Source organism: Reyranella sp. GW821-FHT12G01 (assembly GCF_058806575.1).
In genome coordinates this window covers 2,630,521-2,656,442 of record NZ_JBXAPV010000001.1, presented here as the reverse complement: position 1 = coordinate 2,656,442, position 25,922 = coordinate 2,630,521, and the positions used below count along the sequence as shown (strand labels likewise).

The following is a 25,922-nucleotide window of genomic DNA, read 5'->3' as shown; positions in this document are numbered from 1 at the left end:
GTCCTTTAGGCTCCGGCGCTGAACGCCTGCATGCCGGTGATCGCGCGGCCGAGGATCAGCGCATGGACGTCGTGCGTGCCCTCGTAGGTGTTCACGGCCTCGAGGTTCATCGCGTGACGGATCACGTGATACTCGTCCGACACGCCGTTGCCGCCGTGCATGTCGCGGGCGACGCGGGCGATGTCGAGCGCCTTGCCACAGTTGTTGCGCTTGATCAGCGAGATCATCTCGGGCTGGGCATGGCCCTTGTCCTTGAGGCGGCCGACCCGCACGCAGGCCTGGAGGCCGAGCGCGATCTCGGTCTGCATGTCGGCGAGCTTCTTCTGGATGAGCTGGTTGGCGGCGAGCGGCCGGCCGAACTGCTTGCGCTCCATCGTGTAGTTGCGCGCCTGCTTCCAGCAGAACTCGGCGGCGCCCATGGCGCCCCAGGCGATGCCGTAGCGGGCGTTGTTGAGGCAGCCGAACGGGCCGCCGAGACCGGCGACGTTGGGCATCATGTTCTCGATCGGCACGAAGACCTCTTCGAGCATGATGGCGCCGGTCACCGAGGCGCGCAGGCTGAACTTGCCCTCGATCTTCGGCGTCTCGATGCCCTTCCAGCCGCGCTCCAGGATGAAGCCGCGGATCGCGCCGCCGTCGAGCTTGGCCCAGATGACCAGCACGTCGGCGATCGGCGAGTTGGTGATCCACATCTTGGAACCCGAGAGGCTGTAGCCACCGGGGACGGTCGTGGCGCGGGTCTTCATGCCGCCGGGATCGGAGCCGTGGTCGGGCTCGGTCAGGCCGAAGCAGCCGACCCATTCGCCGGTGGCGAGCTTGGGCAGGTACTTCATGCGCTGCTCTTCGCTGCCGTAGGCGTAGATCGGATGCATGACCAGCGAGGACTGGACGCTCATCGCCGAGCGGTAGCCCGAGTCGACACGCTCGACCTCGCGGGCGACCAGGCCGTAGGTCGTGTAGTTGGCGCCGGCGCAGCCGTACTTCTCGGGCAGGGTCGAACCCAGGAGGCCCAGCGCGCCGAACTCGTTCATGATCTCGCGATCGAACTTCTCGTTGCGGTTGGCCAGCAGGACGCGCGACATCAGCTTGTCCTGGCAGTAGTCGCGGGCGACGTCGCGGATCGCGATTTCTTCCTCGGTCAGCTGGTCGTCGAGGAAGAACGGATCCTCCCAGTCGAAGGGCCTGGCGTCTGCGCTGATGCCCTTGGCGGCGCTCTTGATGGGGGTGGCGGCGTTGGCCATGTCTGCTCCTGCTATTTCGCCCGCGTCTTATCAGGCAGGGCAGGCCGCGCCAACGCCCTAAAGGGCCATCCCCATGCTGGTCTTGCCGGTGAGGGCCCGGAAAATCTCGAGGTTGAGCTTGCCGAACGCCTCCGTGGCCCGCAGTTCCACGGTGCGCGGGCGCGGCAGGTCGATCCGCAGGTCTGCCGCTATGCGGCCCGGGCGGGCCGACATGACGATCACGCGGTCGGACAGGAACACCGCCTCGGGGATCGAGTGGGTGACGAAAAGCACGGTCTTGCGAGCATCCCGGGCGAGGTCTTTCTCGCCCCAGATGCGCAGCAGCTCGAGCGCCATGTCATCGCGAGTCATGGCGTCGAGCGCCCCAAAGGGCTCGTCCATCAGCAGGAGCGGCGGGTCGAGCAGCAGGGCGCGGCAGAGCGCGGCGCGTTGCTGCATGCCGCCGGAAAGTTCACGTGGCAGCTTGGGGCCGAAACCGGCGAGACCGGCCATTTCGAGAAGCTGTTCGGCGCGCGGCCGCAACGCCGCGGCATCCTTGCCGGCGAGCTCGGCCGGCAGCAGCACGTTCTCCAGAATGGAGCGCCACTTCAGGAGAATGGGCGCCTGGAACACCATGCCGATGTCGGGGATCGGCTGCGTGACCTTTCGTCCGGCGACCGTGATGGTGCCCCGCGTGGCCGGCCGCAGCCCGGCCACGATGCGCAGCAGCGTCGACTTCCCGCAGCCGCTCGGGCCCACCAGCGAGACGAACTCGCCGGCGCCGATGGACGCGGAAATGTCGGCGAGCGCCTCCACTGGGCCGCTCGCCGCCTGATACGTCATGCCGACCTTGTCGAGGTCGATCAGTGCCTTGTTCACGCCCGTGACAATCGCTGGATCAGAACTTCGGACGCTCCACCTTGGTGAAGAAGTCCATCGTGTAGACGTCCTTGCAGTCGACCTTCTTGGGCAGGCCCATGTAGGTGTTCACGAGATCGACCGAGTCGCACATCTTCTTGTCTTCGATCCAGCCGATGCCATTCTTGGCATAACGGTCGGTCTTGGTGAGTTCGAGGCCGATCAGCATGTTCTCGCTGAGCGCCTCCTGGTCGATCTCCGGGACGCGCTTCTTGAAGATCTCCATCGCGCCCTTCGGATCGTTCATCACGTCGCGCCAGCCCATGTAGGAGGCTTCGAGGAAGTCCTTCAGCGCCTTGGGGCGGTCCTTCATCGTCTTGGCGCTGGCGATGATCGACATGGAGTAGAGATCGAAGCCGAAGTCCGACCACTTCATCATGACGACGTTGCCCTTGCCGGCGGCCTTCTCATAGAGCGGCAGGCCGGTCGTGTAGTCACCGACGCCGTCCATGCGCTTCTCGGCGACGGCGGCGATCTTGGCGGACGGCTCGACGTTGACCCAGGTCACCTTGTTGGGATCGATGCCGTTCAGCTTGGCGAAGGCCGGGAAGACCTGGCGCTGGCCGTCGCCCGGAGGGGCACCGAGGCTGGCGCCTTCGAGGTCCTTGGGCTTCAGCAGCGGCTTGCTCTTCAGGCTGAAGATGTTGAGCGGCGTCTGGTCGAATACCATGCCGACCGTCTTCACGGTCGTGCCGCGCGCTACCGAGGCGATGACGACGGCGGTGTCGGCGAGGCCCGCATCGGCGCGGCCGGTATCGACCTTGGCGATCACGTCGCCCGAGCCCTTGGAATTCTCCAGGGTCACGTCGAGGCCCTTGGCCTTGTAGTAGCCCTTGTCGAGCGCGACCCAGTAGGCGGCGTGATCGCCGACCGGGAACCAGTTGAGCGCGAAGGTGAACTTCTCCTGGGCCGACGCGGCGCCGGAGGTGGCCAGCAACGCGGCCAGTGCAAGCGACAGTGTACGATTCATCACGGTCTCCCTTTCCCCATCCCCGAACTCAGTCGACGCCCTCGGCCCACGGGGCCCAGAGATGCGCCAGCAACACGACGGCGCCGTAGAGCACGAGGCCCACAGCGGAAATCCAGATCAGGGCGGCGAACGCCACGGAGGTGTTCATGCTGCTCTGCGTGGCGACAATGACGTAGCCAAGGCCGCGCTGCGAGGCGACGAACTCGCCGACGATGGCGCCGACGACTGCGGCTGTCGCGGTGATCTTCAGCGAGCTCAGGATATAGGGGAGCGCGTTGGGAATGCGGATTTTCACGAAGATCTTCCACTTCGGCGCGTTGAACACGCGACCGAGGTCGAGCATGTCGGGCTCGACCTGGGAGAGGCCGACGGCGGTGTTGATGACGACCGGGAAGAAGCCGATCAGCGCGCCCATCAGCATGTTGGGGAAGATGCCGTAGCCCATCCAGATCAGGAACAGCGGCGCCACGGCGACCTTCGGCAGCGTGTTCACGAAAACCAGGAATGGCACCAGCGCATTGGCGAGCAGGGGCGACCAGGCGATGGCGACGCCCAGCGCCACGCCGACGACCGCCGCCAGCAGGAAGGCGCCAATGATCTCGACGGTCGTGGTCCAGAGATGCTGGCCCCAGGCGATCTCGCCGTGCCACAGCGCATTCCAGACCGACAGGGGGGCAGGGAGGAGATATTCGCGGATGCCGCCGAAGGTGACGGCGGCCTGCCAGCTCGCCAGCAGGAAGGCGAAGAGAACGAGGGTCGGCCAGTATTGACGGCCGAGGGCACCGAATTTCGTCATGCGTTCGATGCGATGAACCTGTTCATCGCTTTCGCGCCCCTGATATCATGTGCCCCCATGCGATGAGACTGGCGAACACGGATTTGCCCGTCAAGGCGAGGTTCGTCCGTGAAGCTTTCCCTGTGCAACGAAGTCATCCGCGAGTTGTCCTTCGAGCGCCAGTGCGCCCTGGCGGCAGGCCTCGGCTACAAGGGGCTGGAAGTCGCGCCCTTTACCTTCGGCGACGATGCATGGCGCATGCCAGCCTCGCAGCGCGCCGAGGTTCGCCGCGCCTGCGCCGATGCCGGGATCGAGGTGAGCGGCCTGCACTGGCTGCTCGCGGCACCGGCCGGCCTGTCGATCGCGACCGACGACCGCGCCGTCTGGCAGCGCAGCGTCGACGTGCTGGTGTCATCCGTCGAACTCTGCGCTGAACTGGGCGGCGCCTATCTCGTCCACGGCTCGCCCGGCCAGCGCCGCGTCGTCAGCCCCGATGATGCCAAGCGCGTCGAGGAGGCCTGGGCGGCCGCAGCGGCGGCCGCGGAAAAGGCCGGCGTGATCTATTGCCTGGAGCCGCTCGCCCGGCCGGATTGCCACTTCGTCAACACGCTCGCCGAGGCCGAAGCCGTCATGAAGCGGATCGGCAGTCCGGCTTTCAGGCTGATGATCGACACACTGGCTTCCAGCCTGGAGGAGAAGGAGCCGGTCGCCGATGCGATCCGGCGCTGGATGCCGACCGGGCTGATGGCCCACATCCAGTTCAACGACCGCAACAAGCGCGGGCCGGGCGAGGGGAACGACAAGTTCGCTCCCGTCGTTCAGGCGCTGCGCGACACCGGCTATGAAGGCTGGGTCGCGATGGAACCTTTCGTCTACGAGCCCGATGGCCCGACTTGTGCTGCACGCATGATCGGCTACGTGCAGGGCCTGCTGGAGCAAAGCGCATGAAAGTGAAAGTGGAGGCGGTCGACCGCTTCGAACGCGACCATCGTCTGCGCTTGCCGTTCCGCTTCGGCGTCATCACGGTGACGCAAGGCATCCAGGCGATCATCCGGGTGCGCCTCAAGCTGGAGGATGGCCGCACCAGCGAAGGCGTCGCCGCCGAGGCGCTGGGCGCCAAGTGGTTCGAGAAGAGTCCGGATTTCTCCGACGCGCAGAATCTCGACCAGCTTCGGCAGGCGCTGCAGCTTGCCATCGACAGCTACATGGCGCGCGGCTTCGACACGCCGTTCGGGCTCTATGCCGGCAGCTACCGGCACCAGATCGCGCGCGGCGCCGAACTCGGGCTCAATCCGCTGGTCGCCTCATATGGACCGGCCCTGCTCGATCGCGCCGTCATCGACGCGCTCGGCAAGGCGACCGGACAGTCCTTCGCCCAGATCATCGCGGCCAACGTGCCAGGCATTGCGGCGACCGACCTGACACCGGATATCGAAGCGGGCCATCTCGCCGGGTTTCTCGCGAGGTTGAAGCCGCGCCAGTCGATCGACCTGCGCCACACGGTGGGTCTGGTCGATCCGCTGACCAAGGCTGAGCGGCCGGAGTCGGAACGTGTGAACGACGGCTTGCCGGAGACGCTGGAAGAGGTCGTCTCCTATTATCGTGGTCGTTATTACAAGCTGAAGGTCGGTGGCGACATCAAGGCCGATCTCGACCGGCTGACGCGCATCGCCTCGGTGCTCGATGCGGCCGCCGGCGACTACAAGGTCACGTTCGACGGCAACGAGCAGTACGACGATGTCGACGGCATCGTCGAGTTGTGGCGCAAGGTCGAGGAGACGCCGGCGCTGGCAAAGATGGTGCAGGCGACATTGTTCATCGAGCAACCGATCAAGCGGCAGGCGGCGCTCAGCCGGGCGGTGACGGCGCTTGCGAAGTACCGGCCCGTCATCATCGACGAGTCCGACGGCGAACTGTCGACGTTCCCCGAAGCGCTCAAGCTCGGCTACGCCGGCGTTTCGACCAAGAACTGCAAGGGCTTCTACAAGTCGATCCTGAATGCCGCGCGTGTCGCGAAGCTGGGGCCGGGCTACTTCATGTCGGCCGAGGACCTCACGACGCAGCCCGGTGTCAGCGTCCAGCAGGACCTGGCGCTGGTCTCGCTGCTGGGTCTCACCCATGTCGAGCGCAACGCGCACCATTTCATCGATGGCATGTCGTCGGCTTCCGAGGCCGAGCAGAACGCCTTTGTGACCGCGCATCCCGATCTTTATGAGCGCCAGCCGGGCAAGCCAGCGCGTCTCAAGGTGACCAACGGCACCTTGGCGCTGGGATCGCTGGGCTGCCCGGGTTTTGCCGTCGGCGTCGATCTCGATTTCGCAGCGCTGCGCTCCATGCCGGCAGCTCCGCACGAGAAGCTCGTGCCAGCCCATCCGGGAGGCAAGAAATGAGCGCCAACCTTCCCGCGCGCTTCGAAAGCGTCGAGGCGGTCGAGGATTTCATGACCGCACCGTCGGCCGAGCTGGTGGCCGATCTCGCGGCGACGCCGGGCGACATTCTGGTGCTGGGCGTCGGCGGCAAGATGGGCCCGACACTGGCTCGGATGGCCAAACGTGCGGCGCCGGCCAAGAAGGTCATGGGCGTCGCGCGTTTCAGCGAGCCCGGCGTCAAGGAGGCGCTGGAGAAGGCGGGTGTGGAGCCGATTTCGGCCGATCTGCTGGATCGGGCGGCGCTGGAGAAGTTACCCAAGGCAGCCAACGTCGTGTTCATGGCTGGGCGCAAGTTCGGCGCGACAGGCGACGTGCCGCTCACCTGGGCGATGAACGTGCAGGTGCCGGCGATGGTCGCCGAAGTATTCAAGGAGTCGCGCATCGTCGCTTTCTCGACGGGATGCGTCTATCCGTTCGTGCCGGTCGACAGCGGCGGCTCGACCGAAGAGATGCCGCCGGTACCGCCGTCCGGCGACTACGCCAACTCCTGCGTCGGGCGCGAGCGCATGTTCGAGTATTTCTCGGCGCGCCATGGCACGCCGGGCCGGCTGTTCCGCCTGAACTACGCGATCGACATGCGCTACGGCGTCCTGCACGACGTCGGCCGCAAGGTGCGCGACGGCGAGCCGATCGACCTGTCGATGGGGCATGTGAACGTGATCTGGCAGGGCGATGCCAATTCGGTGGCGCTGCGCTGCCTCGCGCGCGCCACGACGCCCACGACGCCGATCAACGTCACGGGCCTCGAAACCATCGAGATCCGCAAACTGGCCGCCGAGTTCGGCAAGCTTCTAGGCAAGACCCCGACGCTCACGGGGAAGGAAGCGCCGACCGGCTGGCTGAACAATGCGAGCCGAATGGAAAAGGAATTCGGCCCGCCCAGCGTGCCGCTCTCGAGGATGATCGAGTGGACGACGGACTGGCTGGAACGCGACATGGCCACCCTGAACAAGCCCACGCACTACGAGGTGCGCGATGGCAAGTACTGATGTGCTGGACGTCAAACCGATCGATCCGGAGCAGAGCGACGCGGTATGGCCGCTGTCGATCGAGGCGGGCTGGAACCAGAACGTCGCGGACTGGCGCTTCATGCTGGGCGCCGGCCGCGGCTTCGGGTGTACCGGTGCGGACGGAAAATGGCAGGCGAGTTCGCTGGTGCTGCCGCTCGGCCAGCGTCTCGCCTGGATCAGCATGGTGCTTGTCACCAAGGACCGTCGTCGCGGCGGCGTCGGCACCGGCCTGCTGAAGCGCTGTATCGAGGAAGTGCGATCGGCCGATGCGGTGCCCGGCCTCGACGCGACGGAGCAGGGGCGGCCGATCTACCTGCCGCTGGGCTTTCGCGATCTCTACCCGATCGCGCGCTGGCATTTCGACGGCGTGAAGGGTGAAGCGATCGCTCCGCCGGCCGGCATCACGGTCCGGCCGATCACGCCCGCCGACCTGCCGCGGCTGGCCATCTACGATCGGCCACTGACCGGCATGGAGCGGCCGTCGATCCTGATGCACCTGGCGCTACGCCAGCCCGGCCGCGCGTGGCTGGCCGAGGATGTGGGCGGCAAGATTTCGGGCTTCGTGCTGGGCCGCGAGGGCCGGGTCGCGACGTCGCTCGGGCCGGTGGTCGCTGATCGCGAGGCGGTCGCGCTGGCGCTGATCTCGCGGGCTGCCATGGCGGCGCCGGGTCCGTTCATCATCGACGTGCCGACGGCGCACGAGGCCGTCCGCGCCTGGCTGCAACAGCAGGGCGCCACCTCGCCGCGAGGCTACATGCGAATGACCCTGGGCACGGCGAAGGGGCTCGACGATCCGTCCCATGTCTTTGCCCTCGCGGGCCCGGAACTGGGTTAGGATGGCGGCATGAGCACCGACAAGGCCCTTCACTGGCGCGATCTTCCGGCGCCGGTCCTGTCCCTGCTGCGGCAGGGTACCGTCATCCCCGCGCATCCGCTGGCGCTCGACACCGAGCGCCAATTCGACAAGCAATCGCAGCGCGCACTCAGCCGCTACTATCTCGATGCCGGTTCGGGCGGCCTGGCTGTCGGCGTCCACTCCACGCAGTTCGCCATCCGCGAGGTCGGCCTCTACCGGCCCGTCCTCGAACTCGCCATCGAGACGGCCCGCGACTGGACCGACCGGCCGCTGGTCATGATCGCGGGCGCCGTCGGCAAGACGGCGCAGGCCGTCGAGGAGGCGCGCACGGCGCGCGCTCTCGGCTATCACGCGGTGCTGCTGTCGCTGGCGGCCCTGAAGGGCGCCAGCGAGGACGAGCTGATCGAGCATTGTTCGTCGGTCGCGAAGGAGATGCCGCTGATCGGCTTCTACCTGCAGACCGCCGTGGGCGGCATCAAGCTGTCGCGTGAATTCTGGACGCGCTTTGCCGCGATCGACAATGTCGTGGCGATCAAGGTGGCGCCGTTCAACCGCTATCGCACACTCGACGTCTGCTTCGGTATCGCCGCCGCGCACGCCGAGGATCGCATCACGCTCTACACCGGCAACGACGACCACATCGTGGCCGATCTTGTCACACCGATGGTCGTGCGCACCGGTAATCGCGAGGTGACCCTGCGCTTCCAGGGCGGGCTGCTGGGCCACTGGAGCGTGTGGACGCGTGGTGCGGTGAAGATGCTGGAGCGGCTGAAGCTCGCCGTCTCGAACGGGGCCATCTCGCCCGAAGTGCTGGCGCTCGATTCCTTCGTGACGGACTGCAACAGCGTCGTGTTCGACGTCGACCACGATTTCGCCGGATGCATTCCCGGTTGCCACGAGATCCTGCGACGGCAGGGATTGCTCAAGTCGGTCGAGTGTCTCGATCCGCACGAGAAGCTGAGCCCGGGCCAGAGCGAGGGCATCGACCGGCTCTACGCGACCTATCCCGAGCTGCACGACGACGCCTTCGTGGCGTCGAACCTCGATCGCTGGCGGAACTGAGCCTTTGGAAGACCTGTTTGCGACGCACGATGCGTTGGCCGTCGCGGAGCTGGTTCGCAGCCGCAAGATTGGCGCGCGTGAACTGCTCGACGCGAGTCTCGCCAAGCTGCGTGCGGTCAACGGCAGGCTGAACGCGATCACCGACTTCTACGAGGGCGAGCTACTGGAGAAGTCGGTCGCCGCAGCGGGTGACGGGCCGTTCCATGGCATCCCGTTCGTCGTGAAGCAGCTCATGGCAGACTGTGCCGGCACGCCGACCACTGTCGGCTCGCGCTTCTTTGCGAAGCAGCCGGTGGCCGCGCATGACAGTGCCGCGGTGGCGCGCATGCGCCGCGCCGGGCTGGTGATCGTGGGCCGCAGCAACACCAGCGAGTTCGGGCTCGCGCCGACGACGGAGCCGGCGTTCGGTGGCGCAACGGTGAACCCGTGGCGGGCCGATCTATCGCCGGGCGGCTCGTCGGGTGGCTCGGCGGCCGTCGTGGCGGCGCGCGCTTTGCCCATGGCGCACGCGACCGACGGTGGCGGCTCGATCCGCATTCCAGCCTCTTTGTGCGGCCTGTTCGGCCTGAAACCATCGCGTGGACGCATCAGCCTGGCGCCGATCGGCGAGACGCTGGCCGGGGCGGGGGCGCAGCTCTGCGTCTCGATCTCGGTACGCGACAGCGCAGCGCTGCTCGACGCATTGGCCGGCGGCGAGGCGGGCGATCCCTATCGCGCGCCCGAGAGCGAAGGCTCGTTCCTTGAGGCGACACGGCGTGCGCCGGGACGGCTGCGCATCGCCTTCCTGCGCAAGCCCGTCGGCTGGGAGTCGATGGAGGCTGCATTGGTCGCGGCGGTCGAGCGCACGGCGAAGCGGCTGGAAGCCCTCGGTCATCATGTCGAGGAGGCCGCGCCCGACTATGACGCCGTGGCGACGGGCAAGGCGTTCGGCACGGTGATGTGCGCCAACACCTTCACCAACATCCAGGTGCGCGCGAACGGCCGCGTGCCCGGTCCGGACGATCTCGAACCGGTGACCCGTCTCTACGCGGAGCAGGGCGGGAAGATCAGCGCTAACGACTATATCCGCGCCGTGCAGACCTTCCATCGCACCGGACGTCAGCTCGGGGCGTTCTTCGAGAAGTTCGACCTGCTACTGTCACCGACCATCGCGCGCACGTCGCTGCCGCTCGGCACGGTGCGCATGGACGGGAGTCTCGAACGGTACGAAGAGGGGCTTGCACCGATGATGCCGTTCACCGCTGTCTGCAACGCCACGGGCGTGCCAGCCATGTCGGTGCCGCTGGAATGGACGGAGGATGGCTTGCCGATCGGCATGCATTTCACCGCCCGCTACGGTGTCGAAACCACACTGTTGTCACTGGCTGCGCAGCTCGAGCAGGCGCATCCCTGGCGCGATCGGCAGCCTCCCTTGGTGAAGTGATATGTCGGGCAATCTCTGGCGGACGGTCGTCGCGGGCTTCATCGCCGGCGCGCTGAGCGTGCTGGTGTTCCACCAGCTCGGCTTCCACTTCGCCGCCGAACTGGGCTACGGCCGGTCCAATCTCTACAGCATGCGGCCGGTGCCGCCGTGGGGCGTGCCCACCATCGTCTCGCAGGCTTTCTGGGGCGGCCTGTGGGGCATCGTTGGCGCGTTCATCGTTACGCGGCTGCCGGGCGCTCTCGGCGGCGCGCTGGGCTGGATCCTGTTCTCGATCACGCTGGTGTTGGCGGTGAACTGGCTCGTCGTGCTGCCGATCAAGGGCGCGCCGATGGGCGGTGGCTGGCGGCTGCCGGGCGTCGTCGTCGTGCCGATCGTCTACGCGATCTGGGGCTTCGGCATGTGGCTGTTCTATATGCTCGCGCGAAAACTGATGAAGTAGGGTGGAGACAAGGCAAATGAAGATCGTCGATGCGCAGGTCCATATCTGGGGCGCCAACACGCCGGAGCGCCCGTGGCCGGCGCGTGCGGAGCCTCATCGTGACCCGCTGGGCAAGGACGAGCTGCTGGCGGAGATGGACAAGGCCGGCGTCGACGGCGTGATCATCGTGCCGCCCTCCTGGGAAGGCGACCGCAACGACCTCGCTAACAAGGCGGCGAAGGCTCACCCCACGCGATTTGCGACCATGGGCCGTTTCGATCCCGAGGCGCCCGGCGCGACGGGCAAGCTCGTCGACTGGAAGAAGCAGCCCGGCATGCTGGGCGTGCGCTTCACCTTCCATACCGAGGTGCTGCGCCAGCCGCTGCTCGACGGGCGCTTTGACTGGGTGTGGGGCGAGCTGGAGAAGCACGGCATCCCGGCGATGGTGCTGTTCCACCACGAATACATGCATCTCGCCGACAAGGTGGCCGAGCGCTATCCCGGCCTGCGGCTGGTGCTCGACCATCTCGGTCTGAAGAGCGGCAAGGGCGTGACCGAGGCCACCAACTTCGCGACCCTTGGCAACGTGCTGGCGATCGCCAAGCGGCCCAACGTGGCGGCCAAGGTCTCGGCCATGCCGTGTTACGCCGACGACAAGACCTATCCCTTCAAGTCGGTGCATCCGTACATCCGAAAGGTGTTCGACGCCTTCGGCCCCAAGCGCACCTTCTGGGGCACGGACCTGTCGCGACTGCCCTGCACCTATCGGCAGGGCGTGACGATGTTCACCGAGGAAATGCCGTGGCTGAAGGGCAGCGACCTCGAAGGCGTGATGGGCCAGGGGCTCTGCGAGTGGCTGGGCTGGAAGCTCTGATCAAGTGGACCGCGGGTCTCCAGACCCGCTCATGACCTAGAGCGGGCCTGGAGGCCCGCGGTCCATCTAAAGCTTCCGCAACACCGTCTGCGAGCCGCCACCCCAGATCGGCAGATAGGCCATCTTGTAACCGGCGCCGCCGGTCACGATCGGATGAATCGCCTCGGGCGACGAAGCGACGTCGCCGCCCTTGTCGAACAGGTATTGCTGGACGCGCTTGAGATCCCAGCCGTCATGGCGCGCGATCTTCTCGGCCAGTTCGAGCGGCAGGAGAACGACTTGTTCGCCGCGATCCTTCTTGCGGCTCTGGCTCGACATCACGATCTCGGCGCGCATGCCGGTAACGATCGGGTCGAGGATGGCTTCGGGCGTGGCGCCTTCGCCGTCGCCCGGCAGCACCTCGGCGGTGCCGGAGATCCCCATGACCGTGATCGCGCTCACGTCCTTGCCGAGACCGTGGCGCTCGGTGAACGAGGGGAAAGGACCGTCGTCGCGCTCGGCAAAGCAGAGGGTGAACTTGGCCGGCTGGCCCATGGTCGCCATGTCGCCGGTATCGGAGCGTGCGCCGCCGATGTTGCGCAGGCAGAGCTGCAGGGCGCGGCCGATGCAGGCATTGGCCCGCGTGCCGGGGCCGATGACGTTCGTCAGCGCGTTGACGCCGAGCTTCTGGGCGATCGGGCCGTGGATGCAGAGCGCGACCGCGGCGCTGCCGGTGGTCGTGGCGATGCCGAGCAGATTGAAGTCCGGTTCGAGCAGGGCCTGCGCCGCCGCCAGCACGACCGGCAGTTCTGCCGGCACGCAACCCGCGATCATGCACTGGTAGGCGACGGCCTCGGGGGTGATGTCGCCGAACATCGGTGGCATCATGCCGTACGATTCGGCTCGACCGGCGACGCCGGCAATCATGGCGTCGAGGCGCGTTTGCGTGGGAGGGACGAGAGGGAGGCCGTCCGAGAGTTCGGCCTCCGTCAGGATCTGCTGCGCGCTTTCCCAGGTCGTCGAAGCGTCGACGACCGGCCAGCCGCACCATTCGTTCACAGGCGGACGCCCATCAGGCGACGCGCGTGCAGGCGACGGTGGTTCCGCCGAACGACGGGATGAAGGCCGAGTGCTTGCCCGGACCGCCCGCCACGCTGATGTGGATGTCGTTCGGATCGCGGCCGATCGTCAGCCAGTCGCCATCCGGCTTGTGGCCGGTGGTCTCGTACGTCACGAGGTTTTCCTTCGAGACGCGCGAGAGATGGACGCGCGAGCGCTTCCACAGCTCCTCGCGGATGCTGTCGAGCGTGTAGCCGTCGCGCTTGAGCGTGGCGGCGTGCTCCGGACCGATGATGATGAACATCGGGCCCTTGCCGTAGATCGTATTGGCGCCCGGATTGGCCATGCCGCCGGCGAAAGTCGTCAGCAGGCCGTCGCCCGTGGTCGAGCCGTGGTCGTTCAGATTATGCGGGCCTTCGCCCGACATTACCGTCACGACCGAATCCGTGGGCGCGAAGCCGCGCTGCACGTGATAGGGCGTCCAGGGATTCTCCTCCTCGTTCTCGCCGAAGCAGAAGGTGAACTTGGCGGGGTTGCCCTGGGTCGAGCGGTCCATTTCGCCGGGCTTGGCGCCGGCGACGTTCAGCAGCATCAGCCCGAGCGCGCGGCCGATCGTGGCGTTGGCCTGGCGGCCCTGGCCAAAGCAGTTGGTGCCGCAGTTGATGTTGAGCTCGTGCCGGATCGGGCCGCTCACCATGACCATCGGCGCGCAGGAATGCGTCGTCGCGAGCGTGCCGTGCAGATTGTAGTCGGGCTCGAGCACGCCGCGCAGGGCGGCGGTCACGACCGGGAAATATTCCGGCTTGCAGCCCGCCATGACGGCGTTGGCGGCCAGCGCCTGCACCGTCGGCACGATCTGGCGCGGCGGTACCGGCGGGTAGGGCCGGTTGTCGCCGCGGACCGTCTCGACGAACTTCGCCACCTTGGCCTCGGTGGGGACGTAGAGCGGCATGCCGTCGCTCCAGCCCTGTTCGGTGGCGAACTCGTTGAAGGCCTCGACGTCCATGTCCTCGAGGTCGATCACTTCCTGTTCGGCGATGTCCTTCATTTGCTCGTCGCCTCAGTCAGTCCCTTGGTCGCCGCTTCGATGCGCTCGCGCAGCTCTTCGGCGTTCAGGCCGCCAACAGGATGCTTCACCACGATCAGACGCGGTTCCACTTTGCGGGCCTTCGCCTGGGCGAGGACCAGCGGTTTGAAAGTCTCAGTGGCAACCACGAAAGCAGTGATGCCGAGCTTCTCGAGTTCGAGGCTGTCGTGGAAACTCCACGATGAACAGCTTCCTCAATCCCCTAAGGCTAGGATCGCCGCCTTGTAGTTCTGCGCGATCTTCGCGATCAGATCCTTCGGTGCAGGCTGGCTGGCGCTGTTCTTGGCGTAGAAGTGGATGTTGTCCACCGGGCGGTGCGCGCCAAGCATCGAGCGGACGCCTTCGAGCAGCTCGCGGGCGTTCGGCTTGGAATTCGACATCAGCGCGATGGCGTCGGTCGCCCAGTTAACGGGCTGCAGCGTCACCTTGGCGGGGCCGGCGGCGGCCATACCGAAGCTCGGATTGAAGATACGCATGTTTGTTTTCCTCCACGCTACTTGTTCAATGCCGCGACCACCGACTTGGCGACCGTTTGGCCGTCCGCGATGGCATTGGCCAGATACTGCTTGGAGCCGGCCCGCACGTCGCCGGCGGAAAACACCAGCGGCAGGGCGGTTCGGCCCTCTTCGTCGACAACGATATGCCCCGTGGCGTCGCGCGCAAGCAAATCCGGCAGGAATTCCGCAGCGGGAGACTGGCCGACGTAGACAAACACCGCATGCGTCGGAACGGCGTTTCGCTGGCCGTCGTTTTCGATGGTCACGGTCTCGAGGCCGTTGCTGCCCTCGAGGGCGACGATGCGCCCGGGCATCGAGGTGACGCCGTCGGGCACTTCACCGTCGGGAACGCCCAGCATGGTGATTTCGCCGGCGATGCCGACCAGCGCCTTGGCTTCGTGGGGCGCCCAGCCGGTGGCGCCGGCGATGATGACGGATTGGCCGGCATAGAGCGGGCCGTCGCAGTTCGCGCAATGCGAAAGGCCGCGGCCCTCGTAGTCTTCCTCGCCCGGAACGCCGAGCTTGCCCTTGTTCATGCCGGTCGCGACGACCAGCGAGCGGGCGCTGTGCCGCTCGCCGTCGGTCGTCTCGATTTCGAAGGGGCCCTGGCCCGAGATCGACGAGACTTCGCCGAAGCCGATCTCGACGCCCGCGACGACGGCATCGTCGGTCAGTCGCGAGGCCATTTGCGTGCCGTCGAAAATCTCGTCGAAATCGTGGAGTTCGCCGAGGTTCATGATTTCACCGCCGGGCGCGAGCTTGTCGAGGCAGAGTGCCTTCAGGCCCGCGCGGGCGATGTCGGTGGCGGCGGTCAGTCCGGCAGGACCGGCGCCGATGACGATTACGTCGTAGGAGGGGGTGTCCATGGGCGCATTTAATCGGCACTTGAGCGCCGGAGTGCAAGAGGCATTTCGGCCGCCCGGCCCGGGCTTCACAGAGGCCGGGCTTGCCTGTTTCGGCCTTATGGTCCGCGATTTGCAGGCGGCTCATCTTGAGCTTGCCAGTGCCCGCGAAAAGATCGTAGGTCGAAAGGGCAGGGAGACAGAAACAAAGCATGGCGTATTTTACGCAGCAGCTGATCAATGCAATCACGCTGGGCGCCATCTACGGGCTGATCGCCATCGGATACACGATGGTCTACGGGATCATCGGGATGATCAACTTCGCGCATGGCGAAGTCTTCATGATCGGTGCCTTCATCTCGCTGATCGGCTTCATCATCTGCGGCAGCCTGGGCATCAGCTCGGCGCCCATCGCCATCGTCCTCGTGCTGCTATTGGCCATGTCGTTCTCTGCCGTCTACGGCTGGGCGATAGAACGAACGGCCTATAGACCCTTGCGAGGCTCGTTCCGGCTGGCCCCGCTGATCTCCGCCATCGGCGTGTCGATCGCGCTCCAGAACTACGTCCAGCTCGCTCAGGGCGCGCGGCCCAAACCGGGTGGGCAGATCGTTTCCGGCGGCTTCAACCTCTTCACCGCCGACGGCTTCGACGTCCGCGTGACCTGGCTGCAGATCATCATCGTGCTGGTCACGGTCGTGCTGATGTCGGGGTTCACCTGGGTGATCGCCCGGACGTCGCTGGGCCGTCAGCAGCGCGCCTGCGAGCAGGACATGAAGATGGCGGCACTGCTCGGCGTGAACGTCGACCGCACCATATCGCTCACCTTCGTGCTCGGCGCCGCGCTGGCCGCCGTCGCCGGCATGCTCTTCCTGATGTACTACGGCGTCATCGATTTCTTCATCGGCTTCCTGGCCGGCATCAAGGCCTTCACCGCGGCCGTGCTGGGTGGCATCGGCTCGCTGCCGGGCGCCATGCTGGGCGGGTTGCTGATCGGCCTGATCGAGGTCTTCTGGGCCGGCTACTTTTCCAGCGAGTACAAGGACGTCGCGGCCTTTGCGATCCTGGTGCTGGTGCTGATCTTCCGGCCGAGCGGACTTTTGGGCAAACCGGAGATCGAGAAGGTCTGAGCGCATGCGTCAGCGTCTCCCTCTCATGCTGAAGGATGCGGGGCTCACCGCCTTCGTCGCTGCGGCGCTCGGCATCTTCGTCGTGGGTTTCCGGACCGTCGATATGGGCGGCGGCAAGGGGCTGGGTTTCGACTATCACCTGGTCGACCTTGCCGTGGCGGTTGTCGCGATCTTCGTTGGCCGGCTTGGTCTCTCGATGGCGGCGAACGGCCTGCGCTGGCCCGCCATCGTGCTCGGCGTCGCGATGATCGTGGCCGGGGCCTCGCCGATGAAGTTGCCCTCGGGCTTCCTGCACTGGTTCGTGGCGCTGGGTGGCGTGCTGCTGGTCATCCGCGCCATCTGGCCGTGGGCCAATGATGCGATGGGAGCGGCGGCAAAGACACCGTCAGGTACGGCGCTCAGCAAAGCCGGTTCCAAATGGTTCGGCTGGCTGCTGCTGGCCGGCGCCGTGCTGCTGCCGGCCATGCCGTTTGCCGACCAGAAGACGATGGACCTTGGCGTGCTGATCCTGACCTACGTGATGCTGGGCTGGGGCCTCAACATCGTGGTCGGCCTCGCGGGCCTGCTCGACCTCGGCTACGTCGCTTTCTACGCAGTGGGCGCCTACGCCTATGCGCTGCTCAGCACCCAGTATGGTCTGGGCTTCTGGACGGTGCTGCCGCTCGCCGGGATGATGGCGGCGCTGTTCGGCATCATGCTGGGCTTCCCGGTCCTGCGCCTGCGCGGCGACTATCTCGCCATCGTGACCCTGGGCTTCGGCGAGATCATCCGCCTGGTCCTGCTGAACTGGTTCGACCTGACCAACGGACCAGCCGGCATCGGATCCATCCCCGGACCGACCCTGTTCGGCGCCGTGTTCGCCGAGACGCCGCCCGAGGGCAAGCAGACTGTGTCGGAGATGCTCGGCATCGCCTTCAACGGCAATCACCGGCTGATCTTCCTCTATTACATCATCCTCGGCCTCGCGCTGATCACCAACGTCTTCACCCAGCGCATGCGGCGCCTCCCCGTAGGCCGCGCCTGGGAGGCGCTGCGCGAGGACGAGACGGCCTGCCAGGCGCTCGGCATCAATCCGACCAACACCAAGCTTACGGCCTTCGCCATCGGCGCCATGTTCGCGGGCTTCGCGGGCTCCTTCTTCGCCGCCAAGCAGCGTTTCATCAGTCCCGAGAGCTTCGTCTTCATCGAGTCGGCGATCATCCTCGCCATTGTCGTGCTGGGCGGCATGGGCAGCCAGATCGGCGTCGTGCTGGCGGCGGTGCTGCTGATCGGCCTGCCCGAATGGTTCCGCGACCTCGGCAGCTACCGCATGCTGGCCTTCGGTTTGGCCATGGTGCTGATCATGGTGTTCAAGCCGCGCGGCCTTATCTCCCATCGCGAGCCGTCGATCCGATTGCATCCCGCCGGGTCAGGAGGCGGAGGATGACCGCTCCGCTGATCGAGGTCGAACACCTCACCATGCGCTTCGGCGGGCTGCTCGCGATCGACGACGTGTCCTTCACCGCCCATCCGAAGGCGATCACCGCCGTCATCGGGCCCAACGGCGCGGGCAAGACGACGGTCTTCAACTGCATCACCGGCTTCTACAAGCCGACGATCGGACGCCTGACCCTGCGCAGCGCCGGGGCTCAGTTCTTGCTCGAACGCATGCGCGGCCACGAGATCGGCCAGAAGGCCAGGGTGGCACGCACCTTCCAGAACATCCGCCTGTTCCCCGCCATGACCGTGCTGGAGAACCTGATGGTGGCGCAGCACAACAAGCTGATGCGCGCGTCGGGCTGGAGCATCCTGGGACTGCTCGGCGTCGCGAGCTTCCAGCGCGCCGAGGCGGCGGCGGTCGAATTGGCGCGGCTGTGGCTGGAGCGTATCGGCCTCGTGGCGGATGCCGACCGGCCGGCCGGCGAACTGCCCTATGGCGCGCAGCGGCGACTCGAGATCGCCCGCGCCATGTGCACCGAGCCGGTGCTGCTCTGCCTCGACGAGCCGGCCGCTGGCCTCAACCCGCGCGAATCGGCGGAACTCAATCAGCTCCTGGTCTCGATCCGCGACCGCGACGGCATCGGCGTGCTGCTGATCGAGCACGACATGAGCGTCGTGATGAACATCTCCGACCACATCGTCGTGCTCGACTATGGCCGCAAGATCGCCGAGGGTGATCCTCAGGCCGTGCGCAACGATCCGGCGGTGATCCGCGCCTATCTCGGCACCGACGAGGAGGCGATCGATGGCTGAACCGTCGATCCTCTCGGTGAAGGGCATCGAGACCTTCTACGGCGCCATCCAGGCGCTACACGGCGTCGACCTCGAAGTGGCGCGCGGCGAGATCGTGACGCTGATTGGCGCCAACGGTGCTGGCAAGTCGACCCTGCTGATGACCATCTGCGGCAATCCCCGCGCGCGCAGCGGCAAGATCCTGCTCGACGGCGAGGACATCACGGCGCTGCCGACCTTCCAGATCGTGCGGCGCGGCGTGGCGCAGGTGCCGGAGGGGCGGCGCATCTTCGCGCGCATGAGCGTCTACGAGAACCTGCAGATGGGCGCGATCCTGGCCGACCCGGCCAACTTCAAGAGCGACCTCGACCGCGTTTTTGCGATGTTCCCGCGGCTGGCCGAGCGGCGCGACCAGCGCGGTGGCACCCTGTCGGGCGGCGAGCAGCAGATGCTGGCGATCGGCCGCGCGCTGATGAGCCGGCCGCGCATCCTCCTGCTCGACGAGCCGTCCCTGGGGCTGGCACCGCTGATCGTGCGTCAGATCTTCGATTCGATCGGCCGCATCGCAAGGGAAGAGGGCGTCACTATCTTCCTCGTCGAACAGAACGCCTTCCACGCGCTGCGCCTCGCCGATCGCGGCTACGTGCTGGCCAACGGGCGCGTCCGCCTCAGCGGCAGCGGCAAGGAGCTTCTGGCCAATCAGGAAGTCCGCGCGGCCTATCTCGAAGGCGGCCACGCGTGAGCCCGCTCGACACCTTCATGTTCGACTGGTTCGGCGACACGCTGTTCAACGTGCTGCTGTTCAACCTCGTGGTGATCGGCCCGGCCTCGTTCGCGGCCGGGCACGCCGTGGCGCTCACCTGGCGGCCGTGGCCACAGATCGTGTTCTACACGGCGCTCTTGTCGGCGACGCTGCGGTTCCTGGACTACGCGTTGGCCGGCGGCGAATTGGTGTCGGCGGCGGGCTTCGGGCTTGGCTGGGCGGTGCAGCTGGCGATTGCGGCCTTCGCCTACAGGTTGACGCGGGCGCGCCAGATGGTGCGCCAATATCCCTGGCTCTACCGGCGCAAAGGCTTGCTGGGCTGGGACGAGCGGCACTAAGGTAACCGCCATGCTCCGCGCTTGCGGGGAGGCTCAATCAACAAGGGAGACCCGGATGAAGAAGATGTACGGCACGCTGGCCGTCGCAGCCGTTGCCTTGATGGCGACGCCCGCGTTCGCCCAGATCAAGATCGGCTCGGCTGGTCCGATGACCGGCTCGAACGCGGCGTTCGGTGAACAGCTGCGGCGCGGCGCCGAGATGGCGGTCGAGGACATCAACGCCGCCGGCGGCGTCAACGGCCAGAAGCTGCAACTGGTGATCGGCGACGACGCCTGCGACCCCAAGCAGGCGACCGCGGTCGCCAACAAGATGGTGTCGGACAAGGTCGTGTTCGTGGCCGGGCATTTCTGCTCGGGCTCGTCGATCCCGGCTTCGGACATCTACAAGGAAGGCAAGATCCTGCAGATCACGCCGGCCTCGACCAATCCGAAGCTGACGGACGATGCTGCCTCTAAGGGCAACACCACGGTGTTCCGCACTTGCGGCCGTGACGACGTGCAGGGCACGACGGTCGGCAACTACATCCTGAAGAACAACAAGACCGCCAAGGTCGCGATCCTTCACGACAAGTCGCCGTACGGTAAGGGCGTGGCCGACGAGACCAAGAAGGCCCTGAACAAGGGCGGCCTGCGCGAGGCCATGTACGAGGCCTACAACGACACCGACAAGGACTTCGCCGCGCTGATCAACAAGATGAAGCAGGCGAAGATCGATATCATCGTGCTGGGCGGCTATCACACCGCGGGCGCGCTGATCATCAAGCAGGCGCGTGAGCAGGGCCTCGCAGCCAACATGATGGGCTTCGACGCCCTCGAGACCGCCGAGTTCGCCCAGCTGGGCGGCGCGGCGACCAACGGCGTGATGATGTCGTTCCCGCCGAAGGCCGAGGACGACCCGAAGAATGCCGCGCTCGTGAAGAAGTTCCGCGACGCCAAGTACAATCCGGAAGGCTACACGCTGTTCAGCTACGCCGCCGTGAAGGCCTGGGCCGATGCCGCCAACAAGGCGAAGTCGACCGATGCCGCGGTGGTCGCCAAGCAGCTCCGCACCGGCAAGTACGACTCCGCCGTCGGCGTGCTCGAGTTCGACGCCAAGGGCGACATCAAGGATGCGGTCTACGACATCTACGTCTGGAAGGACGGCAAGTCGGCGCCGATCAAAAAGTAGTCGAACCTTCCGTTCGACGAGAAGGCCCGGCACCCGCCGGGCCTTTTTCTTTGGATCAGATGGAGTTGAATCTGAGGCGCCGGATCTCCGTCGGTGTCCGCTTGTAGACTTCGACGAAGACGGCATTGAAGCGACGCAGGCTGGCGAAGCCGGCACGCTCGGCGACCTCCAGCATCGGTAGCTTCGTCCGGTCGAGCAGACGCTTGGCGCGCTGCACCCGCAGTGTCCGCGCGACCTGCAGCGGAGTGGCGCCGATATGGCGTTGGAACAGTCGGTCGAGATGGCGCGAACCAATACCAAGCCGTTCGGCAAGATCCTCGACGCCTCCGCGATCGAGCGCCCCGTCACGGATCAGCCGCAGGGCGCGGTGCACCGTGGTGCGTGAGCCCAGCCACGCGGGCGAGAAGGGGGCGGTTTCGGGACGACAACGCAGGCAGGGCCGGAATCCGGCGACCTCGGCCGCGGCGGCGGTCGGATAGAACCGGACGTTCTTCCCCTGAGCAGGCCGCACCGGACAGACCGGCCGGCAGTAGATGCGGGTGGTGCGCACGCCGGAGAAGAAGTGGCCGTCGTAGCGACGGTCGCGGCCGACGCGGGCACGTTCACAGACATCGTGGTCGAGCATGACGATGGAGTCCGATTCCGGCGAGTAGGCTTTCATCGCCCATGTTACGCCGCGCGGTATGACGATCAACCTTCTCGACAATCCTGTGTGGCACGCGCTTGCAGGGCCGCACCGACTTCATGCGATCGGCGATGGAGCCGCACGCCACTATCCACGCGACATCGCGCCGTTCTCCGCGATTCGCGAACCGACCGATCAGGCCTACGCCGACCTGGCTGCCGATCTTCCGTCCGGGACAGAGGTGCGCTTGTTCCGCCCGACCGACGAGCCGTTGCCGTCCAGTTGGGACGACGCAGGTCGCTTCCCCATGCTGCAGATGGTGGCGACGCGAATACCCGATGGAGAAGACAGTGGCGCCTTCGTGGTTTTACCGGACGATTCGCCGGCCATGCTGGACCTCGTCGCGCTGGCCCAGCCCGGACCGTTCGGCCGGCGGACGCCGCTGCTGGGCCGGTACCTCGGTGTTCGGAGCGACGATCGGCTCGTCGCCATGGCGGGCGAGAGGCTTCGCGTGCCTGGCCATGTCGAGCTGAGCGCCATCTGCGTCCATCCGGAAGCCCGGGGGCAGGGGTACGCAGCCCGGCTCGTGCGGCGGCTGATGCGGCTGGCCTTCGAGAACGGCGAAGTGCCGTTCCTGCACGTGCGCCCGGACAACAAGTCGGCGATCGATCTCTATCGTCACCTGGGCTTCGAAATCCGGCGCGAACTCATGATTCTATGGCGCCGGCCCAAATGAACGAAGCGGACGGACATCACGGGGCACGTGTCGTCTGGACCGCTTTCGTCGTGGCCGTGTTCGGCTGGGGCGTAGGCTTCTACGGACCCGCCGTCTATCTGCCAATATTGCACCAGACGCATGACTGGTCGATCTCGACCATCTCCGCCGCGATCACGATGCATTATCTCGTAAGTGCCGTGCTGGTCGTCGGCTTGCCGGATGTCTATCGCCGCTTCGGCGTAGCGCGCGTCACGCTTGGCGGCACGCTGTTGGCCGCCGCGGGTACGATTGCGTGGGCGAGTGCCCAGCAGACATGGCAACTCGTGCCGGCTCTGATCCTGAGCGGCGCGGGATGGGCTGCAATGAGCGCGGCAGCACTCAACGCGATGGTGTCGCCATGGTTTGAACGCGACCGACCCAAAGCCCTCAGCATGGCGTTCAATGGCGCGAGCGTCGGCGGCATCCTGTTCGTGCCGCTCTGGATGACGCTGGTTAAGGGCTTCGGCTTGCTCTCTGCGGCAATCTTCGTGAGCGCCGCCATGATCGCGATCGTGTGCCCGCTGGCTTATGGATTCCTCCGGCGGCAGCCCACGGTCGTGACTCCCGCCGCGCCGCCGCTACCGCGCCTCACGCTTCTCCGTCAGCCGCGCTTCCTGACGATTTCGCTGGCCTTCGCCCTGGGCCTGTTTGCGCAGATCGGACTCATCTCGCATTTGATCTCAAGGCTGGAGCCTGAGTTCGGGCCAGGGCTTGCGGCGGGCGCCGTCAGCCTGATCACGATTTGCGCCGTCATGGGACGTACCTTGCTGGGGCGATTTCTGGGCGAGCATGATCGCAGGCTCGCCGCGGCGGCCAGCCTGCTGATGCAGACTGTCGGCTCGCTGCTGCTGGCACTGGGTGAGGGCGGTGTCCTGCTGACGGCGGGCTGTGTCCTGTTCGGATTGGGAGTTGGTAATCTGGTGTCGCTGCCGCCGCTGATCGCCCAGCGCGAATTCCGGCCTGCCGACGTCGGGACCGTGGTCGCTCTCGTGACGGCCATCAATCAGGCGGTCTTTGCTTTTGCACCGGCCATATTCGGTACGTTGCGGGATTCGACGGGCACCTATCTTGTGTCATTTCTCGTGGCGGCGGCTGTCCAGGCCCTCGCAGCGGCGATCATCACGTCAGGGCGACGATTTTCTTGAGCCATTTCAGGGCCTTGTGGGTCGCTTTCCACGATTTTGCGGAACGGTGACATCGCGGCCCCGGATATGGTATCGGGAGGCTCAACAGCTAGAGGGGATCGATCGTCGATATGCCGGGGGGCGCCATCGCGGTCGCGTCGGATCATGCCGGCTTCGACCTTAAGGAAATTCTGAAGCGCGAGCTGCAAGAAGCGGGTCACGACGTGCTGGATCTTGGCACGAATTCGACCGCTTCCGTCGACTATCCCGACTTCGGCAAGGCCATGGGCGAAGCCATTGCCTCAGGCAAGGCCGAGCGCGGCGTGCTGGTCTGCGGCAGCGGCATCGGCATCTCGATCGCCGCCAATCGCAATCCCAAGGTTCGCGCAGTCCTCGCGCATGATGTGACCTCCGCGCGGCTGTCGCGCGAGCACAACGACGCTAACGTCATCGCCTTCGGGCAGCGCCTGATCGGCGTCGAGGTGGCCCGCGAGGCCATGAAGGTCTTCCTCAGCACCAAATTCGAAGGTGGCCGCCACGCCGGCCGCGTCGACAAGCTTTCAAAGGGTTGAACGAGATGAGTCAGGTTGCTGCCAAGATGAGTGCTTCTCCGCTGCCGATGTTCACGACGGGTGTTGCCGAAGCCGATCCGGCGATCGACGCGGTGCTCAAGGGCGAACTGCATCGCCAGCAGGAGCAGATCGAGCTGATCGCTTCGGAGAACATCGTCTCGCGCGCCGTGCTCGAGGCCGCGGGCTCGGTGCTGACCAACAAGTATGCCGAGGGCTACCCGCGCCGCCGCTACTACGGTGGCTGCGAGGAAGTCGACAAGGCCGAGGATCTGGCGATCGAGCGCGCCAAGAAGCTGTTCAACTGCAGCTTCGCCAATGTGCAGCCGCACTCGGGCGCGCAGGCCAATCAGGCAGTGTTCATGGCGCTGCTGCAGCCGGGTGACACGTTTCTCGGCATGTCGCTGTCCGAAGGCGGCCATCTCACCCACGGTTCGCCCGCCAACCAGTCGGGCAAGTGGTTCAAGGTTACGTCCTACGGCGTGAAGCCCGACACGCATCTGATCGACTACGAGCAGATGGAAGCCGTCGCCCGCAGCGAGAAGCCCAAGCTGATCATCGCGGGCGCCTCGGCCTATTCGCGCCACATCGATTGGGCGCGCTTCCGCAAGATCGCCGACGAGATCGGCGCCTACTTCATGGTCGACATGGCCCATTACGCCGGCCTGGTCGCGGCCGGCGTCTATCCGAGCCCGGTGCCGCATGCCCACGTCACGACGACGACGACCCACAAGACGCTGCGCGGCCCGCGCGGCGGCATGATCCTGTCGAACGATGCCGAGCTTGGTAAGAAGATCAATTCGGCGGTGTTCCCGGGCCTGCAGGGCGGCCCCCTGATGCACATCATCGCTGCCAAGGCGGTGGCCTTCGGCGAGGCGCTGAAGCCCGACTTCAAGGTCTACGCCCAGCAGGTGATCGACAATGCGCGCGCCCTGGCCGCGACCCTGACCGAGCGCGGCCTCAAGATCGTCTCGGGCGGCACCGACAGCCACGTCATGCTGGTCGACCTGCGCCCGAAGAAGGCAACCGGCGTGTCGGCGGAGAAGGTGCTCGACCGCGCCGGCATCACGACCAACAAGAACAGCATCCCGGGCGACCCGGAGAAGTTCACGGTCACGTCTGGCGTACGTCTCGGCTCGCCGGCGGGAACGTCGCGCGGCTTCGGGGTCGCCGAGTTCCAGCAGATCGGCCATCTGATCGCCGACGTGCTCGATGGCATCGCCAAGAATGGCCCGGACGGCGACGCCCAGGTTGAGGCCCAGGTTCGCGCCAAGGTCCACGCCCTGTGCGCGCGCTTCCCGATCTACCGCGACTGACAAGGCGCAAAGCCGAAAAAGAAACAGGGGAACTAGATGCGCTGTCCATTCTGCGGCCACGAGGACACACAAGTTAAGGACTCGCGGCCGACCGACGACAATTCGGCGATCCGCCGGCGGCGCTATTGCCCGTCGTGCGGCTCGCGCTTCACGACCTTCGAGCGCGTGCAGCTGCGCGAGTTGACGGTGGTGAAGAAGAACGGACAGCGTGTGCAGTTCGATCGCGACAAGCTGGCGCGTTCCATACAGGTCGCCTGCCGCAAGCGGCCGGTCGATCCGGAGCGCACGGAGCGCGTGGTGAACGGCATCGTACGCCGTCTCGAGAGCTCGGGCGAAAGCGAGATTCCCTCGACGCAGATCGGCGAGCTGGTGATGGACGCGCTGCGCGCGCTCGATCCGGTGGCCTATGTGCGGTTCGCCTCGGTCTATCGCAACTTCCGCGAGGCCCGGGACTTCGAGGAATTCATCTCCGACCTCGCCGATACGGCCACCTTCAAGGACTAAA

28 protein-coding genes are annotated in these 25,922 nt (G+C 66.2%); 19 read left to right on the top strand and 9 right to left on the bottom strand.

What is annotated here, in order from left to right; translation table 11 throughout:
- Positions 1–5: 5 nt before the first annotated feature.
- From AC1RP5_RS12765 to AC1RP5_RS12750, 4 genes are read right to left on the bottom strand one after another with little or no spacing between them, the layout of a single operon-like run.
- The gene (locus tag AC1RP5_RS12765; protein ID WP_493111029.1) at positions 6–1,241 is read right to left on the bottom strand and encodes an acyl-CoA dehydrogenase; all 1,236 of its coding nucleotides are present in this window, start codon (positions 1,239–1,241) and stop codon (positions 6–8) included.
- A 57-nt stretch (positions 1,242–1,298) separates the two neighbouring features.
- On the bottom strand, positions 1,299–2,099 hold the full coding sequence (locus tag AC1RP5_RS12760; protein WP_493111027.1) for an ABC transporter ATP-binding protein: 801 nt from the start codon (positions 2,097–2,099) through the stop codon (positions 1,299–1,301).
- Between the two features lie 19 nt (positions 2,100–2,118).
- Entirely contained in the window at positions 2,119–3,108 is a 990-nt protein-coding gene (locus AC1RP5_RS12755) for an ABC transporter substrate-binding protein (RefSeq protein ID WP_493111026.1), read from the bottom strand.
- 28 nt (positions 3,109–3,136) lie between these two features.
- On the bottom strand, positions 3,137–3,904 hold the full coding sequence (locus tag AC1RP5_RS12750) for an ABC transporter permease (protein WP_493111024.1): 768 nt from the start codon (positions 3,902–3,904) through the stop codon (positions 3,137–3,139).
- A gap of 108 nt (positions 3,905–4,012) precedes the next feature.
- Here AC1RP5_RS12750 and AC1RP5_RS12745 point away from each other — a divergent pair, with 108 nt between their 5' ends.
- Genes AC1RP5_RS12745 through AC1RP5_RS12710 form a run of 8 tightly spaced genes read left to right on the top strand, consistent with a single transcriptional unit; the run spans position 4,013 to position 11,955 of the window.
- On the top strand, positions 4,013–4,831 hold the full coding sequence (locus AC1RP5_RS12745; protein WP_493111023.1) for a sugar phosphate isomerase/epimerase family protein: 819 nt from the start codon (positions 4,013–4,015) through the stop codon (positions 4,829–4,831).
- On the top strand, positions 4,828–6,273 hold the full coding sequence (locus tag AC1RP5_RS12740) for an enolase-like domain-containing protein (RefSeq protein WP_493111022.1): 1,446 nt from the start codon (positions 4,828–4,830) through the stop codon (positions 6,271–6,273). The genes AC1RP5_RS12745 and AC1RP5_RS12740 overlap by 4 nt, the downstream gene beginning before the upstream one ends.
- Complete coding sequence (locus tag AC1RP5_RS12735) at positions 6,270–7,301, top strand: NAD-dependent epimerase/dehydratase family protein (RefSeq protein ID WP_493111020.1); 1,032 nt, start codon at positions 6,270–6,272, stop codon at positions 7,299–7,301. Before AC1RP5_RS12740 ends, AC1RP5_RS12735 begins: the two co-directional genes overlap by 4 nt.
- A complete protein-coding gene (locus tag AC1RP5_RS12730; RefSeq protein WP_493111019.1) occupies positions 7,288–8,157 on the top strand; it encodes a hypothetical protein in 870 nt (289 codons plus the stop codon). Before AC1RP5_RS12735 ends, AC1RP5_RS12730 begins: the two co-directional genes overlap by 14 nt.
- A gap of 9 nt (positions 8,158–8,166) precedes the next feature.
- Complete coding sequence (locus AC1RP5_RS12725; RefSeq protein ID WP_493111017.1) at positions 8,167–9,240, top strand: dihydrodipicolinate synthase family protein; 1,074 nt, start codon at positions 8,167–8,169, stop codon at positions 9,238–9,240.
- Between the two features lie 4 nt (positions 9,241–9,244).
- Complete coding sequence (locus AC1RP5_RS12720) at positions 9,245–10,663, top strand: amidase (protein WP_493111016.1); 1,419 nt, start codon at positions 9,245–9,247, stop codon at positions 10,661–10,663.
- 1 nt (position 10,664) lies between these two features.
- Positions 10,665–11,102, top strand: coding sequence for a hypothetical protein (locus AC1RP5_RS12715; RefSeq protein WP_493111014.1), 438 nt, complete (start codon positions 10,665–10,667; stop codon positions 11,100–11,102).
- A gap of 16 nt (positions 11,103–11,118) precedes the next feature.
- Positions 11,119–11,955 (top strand): amidohydrolase family protein, encoded by an 837-nt coding sequence (locus AC1RP5_RS12710; RefSeq protein ID WP_493111012.1) that lies wholly within the window; start codon positions 11,119–11,121, stop codon positions 11,953–11,955.
- Positions 11,956–12,021: 66 nt separating this feature from the next.
- Here AC1RP5_RS12710 and AC1RP5_RS12705 read toward each other — a convergent pair whose 3' ends face one another.
- The 4 genes from AC1RP5_RS12705 to AC1RP5_RS12690 are packed head-to-tail and all read right to left on the bottom strand — an operon-like array spanning position 12,022 to position 15,443.
- Complete coding sequence (locus tag AC1RP5_RS12705) at positions 12,022–12,993, bottom strand: hypothetical protein (RefSeq protein ID WP_493111010.1); 972 nt, start codon at positions 12,991–12,993, stop codon at positions 12,022–12,024.
- A 13-nt stretch (positions 12,994–13,006) separates the two neighbouring features.
- A complete protein-coding gene (locus AC1RP5_RS12700; protein WP_493111008.1) occupies positions 13,007–14,041 on the bottom strand; it encodes a hypothetical protein in 1,035 nt (344 codons plus the stop codon).
- Positions 14,038–14,556 (bottom strand): UGSC family (seleno)protein, encoded by a 519-nt coding sequence (locus AC1RP5_RS12695; protein WP_493111006.1) that lies wholly within the window; start codon positions 14,554–14,556, stop codon positions 14,038–14,040. The genes AC1RP5_RS12700 and AC1RP5_RS12695 overlap by 4 nt, the downstream gene beginning before the upstream one ends.
- A 17-nt stretch (positions 14,557–14,573) precedes the next feature.
- Positions 14,574–15,443: an NAD(P)/FAD-dependent oxidoreductase gene (locus AC1RP5_RS12690; protein ID WP_493111004.1), complete on the bottom strand. Its 870-nt coding sequence runs from the start codon at positions 15,441–15,443 to the stop codon at positions 14,574–14,576.
- Positions 15,444–15,631: 188 nt separating this feature from the next.
- Between AC1RP5_RS12690 and AC1RP5_RS12685 the strand changes: the two genes are divergently transcribed.
- Genes AC1RP5_RS12685 through AC1RP5_RS12660 form a run of 6 tightly spaced genes read left to right on the top strand, consistent with a single transcriptional unit; the run spans position 15,632 to position 21,026 of the window.
- On the top strand, positions 15,632–16,546 hold the full coding sequence (locus AC1RP5_RS12685; RefSeq protein WP_493111003.1) for an ABC transporter permease subunit: 915 nt from the start codon (positions 15,632–15,634) through the stop codon (positions 16,544–16,546).
- 4 nt (positions 16,547–16,550) lie between these two features.
- Complete coding sequence (gene livM, locus AC1RP5_RS12680) at positions 16,551–17,972, top strand: high-affinity branched-chain amino acid ABC transporter permease LivM (protein WP_493111001.1); 1,422 nt, start codon at positions 16,551–16,553, stop codon at positions 17,970–17,972.
- A complete protein-coding gene (locus AC1RP5_RS12675) occupies positions 17,969–18,778 on the top strand; it encodes an ABC transporter ATP-binding protein (RefSeq protein ID WP_493110999.1) in 810 nt (269 codons plus the stop codon). Before livM ends, AC1RP5_RS12675 begins: the two co-directional genes overlap by 4 nt.
- Positions 18,771–19,499 (top strand): ABC transporter ATP-binding protein, encoded by a 729-nt coding sequence (locus AC1RP5_RS12670; RefSeq protein ID WP_493110997.1) that lies wholly within the window; start codon positions 18,771–18,773, stop codon positions 19,497–19,499. The genes AC1RP5_RS12675 and AC1RP5_RS12670 overlap by 8 nt, the downstream gene beginning before the upstream one ends.
- A complete protein-coding gene (locus AC1RP5_RS12665) occupies positions 19,496–19,858 on the top strand; it encodes a DUF6867 family protein (protein WP_493110995.1) in 363 nt (120 codons plus the stop codon). Before AC1RP5_RS12670 ends, AC1RP5_RS12665 begins: the two co-directional genes overlap by 4 nt.
- A gap of 55 nt (positions 19,859–19,913) precedes the next feature.
- Complete coding sequence (locus AC1RP5_RS12660) at positions 19,914–21,026, top strand: branched-chain amino acid ABC transporter substrate-binding protein (RefSeq protein WP_493110993.1); 1,113 nt, start codon at positions 19,914–19,916, stop codon at positions 21,024–21,026.
- 55 nt (positions 21,027–21,081) lie between these two features.
- Here AC1RP5_RS12660 and AC1RP5_RS12655 read toward each other — a convergent pair whose 3' ends face one another.
- Positions 21,082–21,687, bottom strand: coding sequence for a bifunctional transcriptional activator/DNA repair enzyme AdaA (locus AC1RP5_RS12655; protein ID WP_493110992.1), 606 nt, complete (start codon positions 21,685–21,687; stop codon positions 21,082–21,084).
- 22 nt (positions 21,688–21,709) lie between these two features.
- On the opposite strand from AC1RP5_RS12655, the gene AC1RP5_RS12650 reads away from it, so the two are divergent.
- The 5 genes from AC1RP5_RS12650 to nrdR all read left to right on the top strand — a co-directional run bounded on the left by AC1RP5_RS12650 (position 21,710) and on the right by nrdR (position 25,921).
- Positions 21,710–22,387 (top strand): GNAT family N-acetyltransferase, encoded by a 678-nt coding sequence (locus AC1RP5_RS12650; RefSeq protein ID WP_493110991.1) that lies wholly within the window; start codon positions 21,710–21,712, stop codon positions 22,385–22,387.
- On the top strand, positions 22,384–23,553 hold the full coding sequence (locus tag AC1RP5_RS12645; protein ID WP_493110990.1) for an MFS transporter: 1,170 nt from the start codon (positions 22,384–22,386) through the stop codon (positions 23,551–23,553). Before AC1RP5_RS12650 ends, AC1RP5_RS12645 begins: the two co-directional genes overlap by 4 nt.
- A 110-nt stretch (positions 23,554–23,663) precedes the next feature.
- Positions 23,664–24,104 carry a ribose 5-phosphate isomerase B gene (gene rpiB, locus AC1RP5_RS12640; protein WP_493110989.1) on the top strand — a complete coding sequence of 147 codons (441 nt, stop codon included), beginning with the start codon at positions 23,664–23,666 and terminating at the stop codon, positions 24,102–24,104.
- Between the two features lie 5 nt (positions 24,105–24,109).
- Positions 24,110–25,417 (top strand): serine hydroxymethyltransferase, encoded by a 1,308-nt coding sequence (glyA, locus tag AC1RP5_RS12635; protein WP_493110988.1) that lies wholly within the window; start codon positions 24,110–24,112, stop codon positions 25,415–25,417.
- Positions 25,418–25,453: 36 nt separating this feature from the next.
- On the top strand, positions 25,454–25,921 hold the full coding sequence (gene nrdR, locus AC1RP5_RS12630) for a transcriptional regulator NrdR (protein ID WP_493110987.1): 468 nt from the start codon (positions 25,454–25,456) through the stop codon (positions 25,919–25,921).
- Position 25,922 lies beyond the last annotated feature (1 nt).